General features: G+C 44.3%; 12 protein-coding genes. 10 read left to right on the top strand and 2 right to left on the bottom strand.

Translation table 11 applies throughout. The annotated features are described in order from the left end of the window. Positions 1-9: 9 nt before the first annotated feature. From FTD44_RS12580 to rfbG, 8 genes are all read left to right on the top strand, one after another. Complete coding sequence (locus tag FTD44_RS12580) at positions 10-1,143, top strand: hypothetical protein (protein ID WP_222166786.1); 1,134 nt, start codon at positions 10-12, stop codon at positions 1,141-1,143. Between the two features lie 16 nt (positions 1,144-1,159). After that, a complete protein-coding gene (locus FTD44_RS12575; RefSeq protein WP_222166785.1) occupies positions 1,160-2,050 on the top strand; it encodes a hypothetical protein in 891 nt (296 codons plus the stop codon). Between the two features lie 104 nt (positions 2,051-2,154). Then, positions 2,155-4,434: an NADP-dependent malic enzyme gene (locus tag FTD44_RS12570; protein ID WP_222166784.1), complete on the top strand. Its 2,280-nt coding sequence runs from the start codon at positions 2,155-2,157 to the stop codon at positions 4,432-4,434. Between the two features lie 5 nt (positions 4,435-4,439). Further along, a complete protein-coding gene (locus tag FTD44_RS12565; protein ID WP_222166783.1) occupies positions 4,440-5,237 on the top strand; it encodes an RDD family protein in 798 nt (265 codons plus the stop codon). Next, on the top strand, positions 5,238-5,837 hold the full coding sequence (locus tag FTD44_RS12560) for an acyl carrier protein phosphodiesterase (RefSeq protein WP_222166782.1): 600 nt from the start codon (positions 5,238-5,240) through the stop codon (positions 5,835-5,837). It abuts the gene before it with no gap. 68 nt (positions 5,838-5,905) lie between these two features. After that, complete coding sequence (locus FTD44_RS12555) at positions 5,906-7,138, top strand: serine hydrolase domain-containing protein (RefSeq protein WP_222166781.1); 1,233 nt, start codon at positions 5,906-5,908, stop codon at positions 7,136-7,138. 30 nt (positions 7,139-7,168) lie between these two features. Then, complete coding sequence (gene rfbF / locus FTD44_RS12550) at positions 7,169-7,942, top strand: glucose-1-phosphate cytidylyltransferase (protein ID WP_222166780.1); 774 nt, start codon at positions 7,169-7,171, stop codon at positions 7,940-7,942. 16 nt (positions 7,943-7,958) lie between these two features. Then, complete coding sequence (rfbG, locus tag FTD44_RS12545; RefSeq protein ID WP_222166779.1) at positions 7,959-9,032, top strand: CDP-glucose 4,6-dehydratase; 1,074 nt, start codon at positions 7,959-7,961, stop codon at positions 9,030-9,032. A 109-nt stretch (positions 9,033-9,141) separates the two neighbouring features. Here the strand turns inward: rfbG and FTD44_RS12540 are convergent, their stop codons facing one another. Beyond that, positions 9,142-10,083, bottom strand: coding sequence for a polyketide cyclase (locus tag FTD44_RS12540; RefSeq protein WP_246625433.1), 942 nt, complete (start codon positions 10,081-10,083; stop codon positions 9,142-9,144). Positions 10,084-10,726: 643 nt separating this feature from the next. Next, positions 10,727-11,302, bottom strand: coding sequence for a DUF4126 domain-containing protein (locus tag FTD44_RS12535; protein ID WP_222166778.1), 576 nt, complete (start codon positions 11,300-11,302; stop codon positions 10,727-10,729). Between the two features lie 114 nt (positions 11,303-11,416). On the opposite strand from FTD44_RS12535, the gene miaE reads away from it, so the two are divergent. Beyond that, on the top strand, positions 11,417-12,013 hold the full coding sequence (gene miaE / locus FTD44_RS12530) for a tRNA-(ms[2]io[6]A)-hydroxylase (protein ID WP_222166777.1): 597 nt from the start codon (positions 11,417-11,419) through the stop codon (positions 12,011-12,013). Between the two features lie 17 nt (positions 12,014-12,030). Beyond that, positions 12,031-12,828 (top strand): 3-deoxy-8-phosphooctulonate synthase, encoded by a 798-nt coding sequence (gene kdsA / locus FTD44_RS12525; protein WP_129019838.1) that lies wholly within the window; start codon positions 12,031-12,033, stop codon positions 12,826-12,828. Positions 12,829-12,881: the final 53 nt, after the last annotated feature.

Raw genomic sequence — 12,881 nt, 5'->3', positions numbered from 1 at the left:
CTAAAGCACATGCAGATCAACAGCAGCAACATAAACGCATTTATCAAATACCTGTACCAAAGAAGATTGTCTCAGGAGGCCAGTGAAGAAGTATTGCAGAGCTGGGCAGGATTGAATGATGCAGAAATACAGCAATACCTGAAAGAGATGTTTCTCTCCTGGAATTATACCGGGGAGGATATACACAGGGAGATACAGGAGTTCTATGCACAGCAGGGTACGCAACCTGTAGCAGCAAAGGTACAGCCGCCGCAGGATATACCTCAGCAGCGCCAGGCACCGGCAAGCCGTCCGGCTCCTGTGAGTGTAAAACAAAAACGCAGTAGACCCTGGATCGCACTGCTGTTTCTGCCCATACTCGCTATCGTCGTATACGTACTGTATCAGTATAAGCAATTCAAAAGCCTGCATTATGTATATGTCACTACAGACAATGTAACGATACGCGATATTGAGGGAAAACCGATCGGTCGTATGGACATATACCCTACTGCCAATTCGGTATCTTATCTGCGTACAACAGATGCTAAACTATACCAGGTAAAGGTGAATGATAAAATGTATGCCAGTCGTCGTGTGGTGTTTGACAGTACCAGTTTCAGCGATTACCTGCTCAACAAACCGGAGGCCTTTGGTTATGTTAATGAGAACTATGTGATCGAAGACAAGGATAATTTCCTGGTGTACCGCAATGTATTCCGCGAGATCAATAATGTAAAAAATGAAAGCGCTACCCTTACCTCTCCATTCCGTAAGGTGATTGTCGGCAGCATCAAACAGCAGCCTGCCCTGCAGAAACTGTATATCGTCAATACCTGCAGCAATGGTAACAAGGCTTACTCCTCCATGATCAAACAGACCCTGAAGGATAATGTATATGGTGTAGTGGCGCAGCTCTCTGACGGGGGTTATTATGTATTTTACGGTAATCCTGAAACGAATAGCTATGAAGCGCCGAAACCGCTTAAGTATAAGACTGCATACACAGAGAGCTATACCGATCTTAAAAATGACAATACCTTATTTAAGCTCGTGAACGGAACCTATTTTTTATTTAATTGTGACGGTTCTGCCAAAGAATATTATACTAAATTTGACAACTCAGGTAGAATCGAATACCTGAAATATGCTTTAGAACCTTAAAGAAAAAAAACAAACAATGATCAGCAGAAGCAATATTGTAGCGTATATAAGTTTCTTATATCAGAAAAAATTCGGACAGGAAGCACCACAGGATCTGTTAGATTCCTGGAATGGTCTTAATGATTCGGAAGTAAACATCCACCTCACCGGCTTGTATAAGCACTGGAACCTGGATGCCATCAGTTCTAAAAATTTCGAACAGGAGTTTTTAGGACAATCCCGTAGTAACCATATTCCGATCATGCCTACGCCACCACCGGCTCCGGCTCAGAAAATAGAGTATCCTACGCACAATACACCGATGGAGCATCAAAACTTCAGCAATGTGCCTCCAGAACCCTTTAATGCAGCATTGGTACAAAAGAAAAGCAATGCAGGCATGTGGATTGCCATTATCGTTGGCTTGCTGGTAGTCGGCGGCCTGGCTTATTATTTTCTGGAAATAGAGAAGCAAAATACTAATGTACCAAACGAGGTAAAGGCAACCGATACAGCCAATACAGCCGTAGCGACTGCTAAACCCACAGAGACTATAGAACCTGCTGCCCCACCGCAAACGGAAGATGACCGTACCAACGCCCGCGAGATACAAACATTATTATCTGCAGAGCAGTCCCGTAATTTCGATGAGATCTACCAGCACTTCTCTCCTAATATGGAGCGCTACTGGGACATCAATTACCCTACATACGATGAGCTGAAAGACCGCTACCAGGGCACCTGGGATAAAACACAGAACAACCAGCACAGCAATATCAAAGTAGAAAAGGTAAGCGATAATACCTACGATGTATCCACTACCTACTCTTACTTCTCTGTAAAAGACCAGAAGGAGAAAAAGGTAAACTCTAAAGTACGCTTTGTCTTTGATGCAGATCACAAGATCATCAAAACATACGGACTCTAAGCATGTAATCTTTTTTAATATAAAATAAATTTTAAAAACAGCCTCAAATCGTTAAATTTGAGGCTGTTTTTATATTTAACCGCAAAGGCACAAATTAAGCTGAGATGAGTACACACAGAAACATCAAACAAGAAGCACTGGACTATCATGCGAACGGAAGGCCCGGAAAGATTAAAGTAGTACCGACTAAAAATACGAAAACACAAAGAGACCTGTCTCTGGCCTACTCTCCCGGCGTAGCAGAGCCTTGTCTCATGATCAAAGAGAATCCTGAAGACATTTATAAATACACCGCCAAGGGCAACCTGGTAGCGGTAATCAGTAACGGTACCGCGGTACTGGGCCTGGGCGATATCGGTCCCGGCGCCAGCAAGCCGGTCATGGAAGGTAAAGGTGTATTATTCAAAATATTTGCAGACATCGATGTATTTGACCTTGAAGTGGATACCAAAAACATCGATGAGTTTGTAACCGTGGTAAAAGCCCTGGGACCCACTTTCGGCGGCATTAACCTGGAAGACATTAAAGCACCTGAATGCTTTGAAATAGAGCGCAGGCTTAAAGAAGCCATGAACATACCGGTCATGCACGATGACCAGCATGGCACCGCTATGATCTCCGGAGCAGCCTTACTGAATGCCCTGGAGCTGGTTAAGAAAGAACCGTCTAAAATAAAGATGGTGGTTAGCGGAGCGGGTGCAGCAGCAGTTGCCTGTGTAAAAATGTACCTGAACCTTGGGGTGAAGAAAGAAAACATCATCATGTTCGATGTTGATGGTGTGATCAATATACACCGTACCAACCTGGACGAAAGCCGTATGTTCTTTGCACAGGATACACATATCCAGACCCTGGCAGAAGCAATGGTGGGTGCCGATGTATTTATCGGGCTCAGCGCAGGTAATGTACTGAACCAGGATATGGTGCGCGCTATGGCGCAGAACCCTATCGTGTTTGCCATGGCTAATCCTAACCCGGAAATCACTTATGATGATGCCGTAGCAGCACGCCCGGATATTATTATGGCAACGGGCCGCAGCGATTATCCTAACCAAGTAAACAATGTACTGGGCTTCCCGTTCATCTTCCGCGGAGCACTGGATGTGAGGGCCACCGCCATTAATGAAGAAATGAAAATTGCTGCAGTGTATGCGCTTGCATCGCTGACCAAGCAACCGGTACCGGACATCGTTAATATCGCTTATGGTGAGAAAAACCTAACGTTTGGTCCGCAATATATTATTCCAAAACCACTCGATCCGCGTTTGCTCTCTACCGTAGCTCCGGCTGTGGCACAGGCAGCGATGAATAGTGGCGTAGCCCGTAAGCCGATCATGGATATGGAGGCCTACAAACAGGAACTGAATGATCGCCTGGGCATCAATAACTCTATCGTAAGGGTGATCAATGAGAAAGCCCGTAAGAATCCGCAGCGTATTGTATTTGCAGAGGCTGACAATGTGAAGGTGCTGAAAGCCGCACAGATCGTGGAGGAAGAAGGGTTTGCCTTCCCTATCCTGCTGGGTAATGAGAAGAAGATCAAACAACTGATCGAGGAAAACAAGATTGAACTGAAAAACCCTCAGATCATTGATCCGCGCAGCGATGAGGCTATGCCGAAACGCATTGCTTATGGAGAGCAATTCTTCCAGAAGCGCCAGAGAAGAGGACTTAATGCATATGAGGCGAAAAAGATTATGCGCGAGCGTAACTACTTCGGTTGTATGATGGTTGCGGCAGGTGAGGCTGATGGACTGATCAGCGGACTGACCCGAAACTACCCGGATACAATAAGACCGGCACTGCAGACTATTGGTGTGGAACAAGGCGTAAAAAAAGTTGCGGGTATGTATATCGTACTGACACCTAAAGGACCTTTATTCCTGGCCGATACTACGGTGAACCTGAACCCTAATGCAGAAGAACTGGCAGACATTGCCTTACTGACCGCAAGAGAAGTAGCGCACTTTAATATTACCCCAAGAGTAGCCATGCTCTCTTATTCTAACTTTGGCAGCAGCGATACCCCTGAAGCACGTATGGTAGGTGAGGCAGCGAGAATCGCCAAAGCGAAACAGCCGGACCTGATCATTGATGGTGAGATTCAGGCGGCAATGGCTTTCGATAGCGAAACCTTAAGAGAAAACTATCCTTTCTCGGACCTGGTAGAAGGTGGTGTGAATACCCTTATTTTCCCTAACCTGTCTTCCGGAAATATTGCCTACAACCTGCTGAAGGAAGTAGCCGAATTTGAACTGATCGGACCAATATTACTGGGGCTGGAAAAGCCGGTGCATATCCTGCAATTGGGTAGCTCCGTGCAACAGATCGTGAACATGGTAGTGATGACGGCATTTGATGCTCAGAAGAATAAAAAGAAATAAGGCATATGGCCAGACTAACGGTACATACTCCTTTCAATATTGACCTTGAATTTGCGGTGGCTCCTATCTTTAAGAGAGGAGCCGCTTACGGCATAGACCTACTGATCACCGCCATTTTCGCGTTTGTTATGACCAGCACGGTTTTAGACAAAGCTTCGGAGCTGGATGACCTGCTGGAAGCGTCCCAGCTTTTCCTGGTTGTGCTGCCCATATACCTTTACCATTTGGTATGCGAGCTGCTGATGAACGGACAAAGCCTGGGAAAGAAAATCATGCGCATAAGGGTCGTAAATGAATCCGGAAATGCGGCCAGTACCAGCCAGTTTTTGCTGCGCTGGATTCTGTCTATCCCCAATCTTGCCTCGGTAGGAGTGGCCTATTACCTGCTTACTATGCCTGTTGTGGTTTTAGCAGTCGGCATCCTGGCATTACCGGACATCATATCTATGGCAATATCCGAAACGGGCAAGCGTATAGGAGACAGGGCTGCCAATACTGTAGTGATCGATCTTCGGTACCAGACAAATATTGAGCATACTATCTTCAGAGAAGTGGGTACACAAACCGATTATGTTCCCAAATTTCCGGAAGTCATGCAACTGACCGATAAGGATATCAACACCCTGCGTAACCTGTTGTCGCAGAAACGTACCAGCGACCTGGATCTTTATGTAGACCGTGTGGCCCGCAGAATCGAAGATGTACTTAAGATTCATAATAACAGTATGGATCCTTACTACTTCTTTGAAGAACTGCTGCACGACTATAATTTTATTACCCAACAAAAATCAAACCGATCTTAATTGAACTACCTCGGCCACGCATATTTATCGTTTAACCATCCGGAACTTCTGGTTGGCAATATGATCGGTGATCATATCAAAGGCCGCATTGCCTTACAAAGCCTTCCGCAAGGCATTCATAACGGTGTATTATTACACCGGGAGATAGATCGCTTTGCCGACAATCACCCCGCGTCCCAAAAGGCCAAAACGTACTTTCGAGAGCACTATCGCTTATATGCCGGTGCATTTGTAGACAGCCTTTACGATCATTTTATTGCAAACGATCCTCACTGCTTTACCAGTGAGCAGGCATTATTTGATTTTACCCAGGAGACTTACCACACACTGGTGCAATACCTGCCCCAGCTGCCGGAAGGCTTCCAAAAGATATTCCCATACATGCGGGAGCACAACTGGCTGTATGGTTACCGTACGATGAAGGGCATGCAGAAATCCTTTAACGGACTGGCGCACCGGGCCAAATATATCGACAATGCCGACCAGGCCTATGTTGCCTTCGTCTCCCATTATTATACCCTAAACCAGTACTATTACGAGTTTATCGATGATGTAAAATCATTTGCACAAAGTGTCATAGACCAGTACGCAGAGAAGTAAAACTTATTGTTAATTTTTTCAAATAATTGCAGGTTAGAAGTAACTTCGCAATATTGTATTTTTTTGAAATGAATATTGATCAGTCTGTGATGAAGATCCTTAAAGCATCCCCTTATTATATCTTAGTATTTTCGGCATTTTTCCTTGCCTGTCAGGCAGGAGCCACCCATGAAGCGAGCGGCAAACCATTGATCAATAAAGAAAATTATAAAAAGATCAATATTACCTATGCCGATACCAGCAGCCCTCAGGCGAGACAGCTTATCGGTTCCCTCGATTCCTATTACAATGTACAGGTTAACCGTGGTTTTAACGGGAGTGTACTGATTGGTAAAAAGGGCAAGATCCTTTACCAGCGACACTTTGGCGTGGCCAATAAGGCAGCACAAATGCCATTGAGCGCTAATATTTCCACCCAGCTGGCCTCTACCTCTAAGCCATTCACGGCAACTGCTGTGTTATGGCTGTATCAGAATAAATACCTGGATATTGAGCTTCCGGTAAATACCTACCTGAAGAACTTCCCATATACTAATATTACGGTAAAAATGCTGCTGGATCAACGCAGCGGATTACCCGATTATACCAAAACGGGCGTGCCTAAATGGGCTGGTAAAGCTCCGATGTATAATAATGATCTGCAGCAATACCTGGCTACGTATAAACCGAAGCTGATGTTTACACCGGATTCTCGATTCAACTACAGCAATACAAACTATGCACTGCTGGCAAGAATCGTGGAAGAAGTATCAGGCATGCCGTATAAGCAGTTTATGAAAGAGCTGATCTTTGATCCGCTGGGTATGACCCATACATTTGTGTATGATCCTAAAGATGATTACAGCAATCGCCAGATGACGACCAGTTATAAATTTAACTGGCTGATCCATGACAACACACATGAGGATGGTGTTTATGGTGACAAAGGTATCTACAGTACAGTAGAGGATATGTATCGTTGGGATCAGTCTTTCTACAACCACGATATCCTGAGTGATAAAATGCAGAAACTGTCCATTACCGGTTATTCCAATGAAATGCGCGGTATGAAAAACTACGGACTGGGATGGCGTATGTATGACTTCCCTAACGGGCAGAAGATCGTATACCACAATGGTTGGTGGCACGGAAATAATACCGTATTTTACCGCTTTATTCAGGATAATACGACTGTAATTGTACTGGGCAACCGATACAATGCCAAGATATACGAACAAGGCAAAGAAGTATACCAGATCCTGAAAAGATTCTCTAAAGACTGCATCTATACCTTTGGCCAGGATGTAGCCGGAGACGAATAAACAAACCCTATTTTAATCATACTATTCAATATGAAAGTAGTCATATTTGCCGGAGGCAGGGGCACCAGAATATCAGAAGAATCGCAGCTCAGACCTAAACCCATGATCGAGATCGGTGGCAAACCGATTCTATGGCATATCATGAAAACCTATGCGCATTACGGGCATACAGAATTTATCATTTGCCTGGGTTATAAAGGCTGGCATATCAAAGAGTATTTTGCCAATTACTTCCTGCATAATGCCGATATGACGGTAGATCTGCAAAACAACAGTATTGAATTTCTGAATAATAATGCAGAACCATTTAAGGTAACGATGATTGATACCGGGCTGGAAACAATGACTGCCGGAAGACTGAAACGTGTACTGCCTTATACCAACAATGAGCCTTTCCTGCTGACGTACGGCGACGGGCTTATTGATGCAAATATTAATGAGACCATTGACTTTCATAAACAAACCGGAAAGATATGTACCATGACTTCCATACAGGCGGGCAGCCGCTTCGGAGTCATCAAGATGCAGGACAACGGTGTAATAGAATCATTTGAAGAGAAGCCTAAGGATAGCGGCTCCTGGATCAATGCGGGATATTTCGTAGTAGAACCGGAGATCCGTAAATATCTTGAAGGTGATATGGATGATATTATGTGGGAAGCAGAACCTATGGTAAACCTGGCAAAAGATCAGCAGATTGCCGCCTATAAGCACCATGGTTTCTGGAAATGTATGGACACCCTGAGAGAGAAAGAAGAGCTGGAAAGCATGTGGGAAAAGGGTGCAAAATGGAAATGCTGGTAAAAAATAATTTATAATCATGCAGGATCTCAGACAAGTATTTAAAGGCAAAAAGGTATTTCTTACCGGGCATACCGGCTTTAAGGGAGCCTGGATGCTACAATTACTGCACCACCTGGGTGCCATTGTAAAAGGCTACTCCCTGGCTCCTGAGCAGGACCAGGACCTGTATAACCAGATAAATGGTGAAGCACTCTGTTATGCCTCTGTAATTGACGATATACGCAATGCACAGGTGTTACAGGGAGAGATTATACGCTTCGAACCGGATTTTGTATTTCATTTTGCAGCGCAGGCGCTGGTTCGTAAAAGCTACGAAATACCGGTTGATACTTTTTCGACCAATGTAATGGGGACCGTACATATCCTGGAGGCCATGCGCCACCTGGAAAACCCTTGTATCGGTATCATCATCACTACGGATAAAGTATATGAGAATAATGAAAAAGGATTGCCCTTCCTGGAGCAGGATAAATTAGGCGGTTACGATCCCTACTCTGCCAGTAAAGCGGCATCTGAGATCGCGATCAGTTCCTACATCAATTCCTTTTTCAACCCGGCAGATTATGCCGTACATCAGAAAAGTATTGTATCGATGCGTGCCGGTAATGTAATCGGCGGTGGTGATTATTCCATAGATCGTATTATCCCCGACATCGTACGGGCCATCCAGCAGGATGTACCGGTACAGTTACGCAACCCGCAGTCGGTACGTCCATGGCAGCATGTTATTGAGCCGCTGTATGCTTACCTGCAAATGGCAGCACACCTGCAGGAGCAACCGACACAATATGCTACAGCATATAATATTGGACCGGAGGCGGCTGATGTATTAGATGTAAAAACCGTAACAGAGCAGTTTATCCAGGCATTCGGCCGCGGACAGTATGAAACTCCGGCCCAGAACGGGGCTGCTGTACATGAGGCAAAACTACTCTTGCTGGACAATACCCGGATTAAAGAAGATATCGGCTTCCGCCCCAAACTGAATGCCCATCAGGCCATACAATGGACAGCAGAATGGTATGCAGATAAAGAGCGTACCGCAGCTGAAAAATGTTGTGCCCAACTGGAAGCATACATGGCGCTATAGCAATAGACATAAAAATATTCAATACAATGGAATACGGTGAACGTGTTCCATTTTTTTTATGGCCTGAACTGATGCTTCCTTGACTACACCTTAATGTATAGAAGTATTATTACCTGCCGTATTTCATTTTTAGATCCTTTTCAAGATTATTAAATACATAGTCATGCTCCTGGCTAACTCCTAACTTTTCCATTGGTTCCCAGTAAAAACGTGGAGTTAGCACAGATGTGTAGGTGGTTATTCTGGTTAATTTGCAGCTATTATTGCCAACTGGCTCGAAATAATAAATCGCTTGCTTAAACCCTATCCATTTTCTTCCGATCAGATTATAATCAATAACATCCATCTTCAAGACTTTTCCACGTTCCAGTTCCGTCACTCTTTCTGTAATCGTTCCTCCACCAAAGTCAGCATTACTTAACCTCCCGCCCCTGAAATAACAAGTTCTCAATGCTCCCACTTCTTCTTTTTCCAGAATACATTTTGTAGGAATGGGTAAATCCAGTTTGAGCAAAAGTGGCTTTTCCGCATCAAGTGTATCAACCGACTTGATGGCATCATATACTTCGATTGGAGAGTAGTTAAAAACCTTTTCTGTTTTAACCTCTATTATAGTTTCCTTGTCACTTTTAAGAAAATGTTCCGTTGGCGCGGCGATCAAAAAAGGAATTAAGGGTAAAACCAGCACAGAAAACCTGTTGGTCTCCTTGATTATTTTGTAACGCTTAACCAATCTGGTGATTACATAGCCTAAGAAGATGAATGGAACAATTAACCCCAGGGCCATTACAATGCAAATGACACCAGAAAGACCGGGAATGTAAATCGCAATAAGTAACAGGATTGTGGTGATGACAGTTCCCAGAAGTGCATATCCCCTGACCTTCATAGTGCCGATAGCAACACCCAATACAACGGGAAGGAGGCCAAATAAAATCCAGCTATAGTCTGCAAGTCCAAAAAACAGAAATACAATTCCTGTCCCGATAAAGATTGTGGTCAGCAAAATAGAAAGCCGGAAGCTTTTATCTTTCAGTATTGTATTCAGCATTTCTTACTCTTGTTTTTAAAATTAAAGGTAATCTGATAAATAGGTAATATAATAAAGCTGATCGTCCATACATAATACCCTATACTGATAGACATCTCCTGGTTTGTAAACACCGTTTTGAAGTCTATTACAGCTTCAAATATGAAAAAGCAAACAGCTAGTATGAATGCCATTATACCCACAGGATAGGTATCCTTACCTTTTCTGAATTGTTTGACATCAATGTAATACAGGATATTGGCAGACCAGAAGAACAAATAAGGCCAGGACAAAGGGTAGAACGGAAACAGAAAGCCAGATATTAAATTTAATACGCCAATTTGATGATTAACTGCTGGTAGTAGACAAGACAGCGCAAACAATGCCAATGATAAATACAGGATGCCTTGTCTACTTACGCTATTCATGCAATCTTGATCTTAAAACACCACGAAGATATAGGGAATATCTTAATACAGACTTTATTTCTTTGCCAGAGGAAATAAATATATTTCCTCTATTCATAACGCATTAAACGCTATCAAAAAAGGAGCACATTTATGTGCTCCTTTTTTGATAGCATCCCCAGAATTCGAACTTCGAACTCTGATTACGGGACACCAAATACCTTCTATATTTTATAATGCGCAGTAATATTTTATGCTCAGACTGCCGATCTTCTGAATCGCCGGATCAGCCACCCGCCCATTACCCATACCATAATCAGGGCTACAATACCTGTAATAATGGGTAGTACAAAGGCCATAACCGACCCACCTATTGAAGCCACATTTTCACCACTGGCGACTATTCCGTTACCGGTGGTCATGGTGAACTTACCGGAAAGTAAGCGGGTTATGACCGTACCGGATTGTATGACTCCGGCACTACCACCACCTACAATAATACCCAATCCCCAGCGCAGCATTTCATCATTTATAGGTAAGACAGCAGAGGTGAGCAATGTTCCGGCTACCACCGCAAGGGGTGTTGCAATCGTATCCAGCGCATGATCGACCACAGGGATGTAATACGCTGCAATCTCTAATACAGATGCACTGCCGAATGCTACGATAGCTGCCATAGATCCCATCCAGGCAAACTGGTTATGCACCCAACCGGGAAACCACCCGAAATGGGTAGCCAGGGCTGTAACCAGCATAGGTACAAATACACGGAAACCGCAACTGGCACTGAGTCCGACGCCCAGTAAAACAGCCATGATTATTTCCTTATTCATTTGGTATGTTTTTAGTGTCTTATAAAGTTACCATTTATCCCGGATAATGTACAGAAAGAAGCTGATCGGGGATTCCTTGAAAAGGGCTAATTTTGCAGTTCATTAAAAAGCTTTATGTCAGAAAATACGATACTGGGCCTTAAGCTGCCTACCGATCCACGCTGGGTAGATATTGCCGCTATTTCACTGGAAGATATACTGACCGATCATGCATTCTGCGAACAGAAAGCCGCGACCACAATGATCTCCATTATTCAGCGATATTCTGATCGTGCCGAACTGGTCGACAAATTATCTCCGGTGGTAACGGAAGAATGGGGCCACTTCCGCATGGTGCTGGCCGAGCTGAAGAAAAGAGGATTACACCTGGGTAAACAACGTAAGGATGATTATGTGAATGCCCTGCTGACCCGCGAGCCTAAGAACATCAGCCCGGAACAACGCCTGCTGCATAAATTATGTATCTGTGCACTGATCGAAGCCCGCAGCTGTGAACGCTTTCGCCTGCTGAGCCTTCATATCTCCGATGATAAACTGAAAGAATTCTATTATAAATTTATGGTTTCAGAAGCCGGGCACTATCGCCTGTTCCTGGATCTGGCGCGCACTTATTTCGAAGAGGAAACCGTACGTGACACCTGGCAATGGTGGCTGCAGGAAGAAAAAGAGATCATGGAAGCTATGCCTCCCCGCGCAGATCGTATACATTAATCCATTAAAACGATAACATGCAATATACCCAAACAGACAACTTCTTTCTGATGGCCGGCCCTTGTGCCATAGAAGGTGAAGATATGGCCCTGCGCATTGCAGAGCAGATTGTACAAATTACCAGTGCACTGAACATACCATATATTTTCAAAGGTTCTTACCGTAAGGCAAACCGTACCCGCCTCGATTCCTTTACGGGTATTGGTGACGAGAATGCACTGAAGATCCTGCAAAAAGTGGGACAAACTTTCGGAGTACCGGTGGTTACTGATATTCATGATGCTTCAGAAGCAGCTATGGCTGCGGAATACGTAGATATTATACAGATTCCGGCATTTCTGTGTCGTCAGACTGATATCCTCGTGGCAGCAGCACAAACCGGGAAAGTCGTAAATATTAAGAAAGGACAATTCCTGGCTCCTGAGTCAATGCAGTTTGCAGTGAACAAAGTAAGAGAAAGCGGTAATGAGCAGGTGATCCTGACCGACCGTGGCACAATGTTTGGCTACCAGGATATGATTGTAGACTATCGTGGCATCCCAATCATGAAAGATATGGGGGTACCAGCTGTGATGGATTGTACACACTCTCTGCAACAACCGAACCAGACCTCTGGTGTAACCGGTGGTAATCCGCAGATGATTGAAACCATAGCACGTGCTGCCATTGCAGTAGGTGCAGATGGTTTATTTATCGAAACGCATCCGGACCCTAAGCATGCTAAATCGGATGGTGCTAATATGCTGAACCTTGCTTTATTGCAACCTCTGCTGGAGAAGCTGGTGCGTTTGAAAGCAGTAGTGAATACGCTTTAATACACTAACCCATTTATAAAACAACGGTGGCGCGCTCATAGAGCGCGCCACCG

This window comes from Edaphocola aurantiacus (assembly GCF_019797745.1).
Lineage (GTDB): Bacteria > Bacteroidota > Bacteroidia > Chitinophagales > Chitinophagaceae > Edaphocola > Edaphocola aurantiacus.
This window is presented reverse-complemented; position numbering and strand designations above follow the sequence as displayed.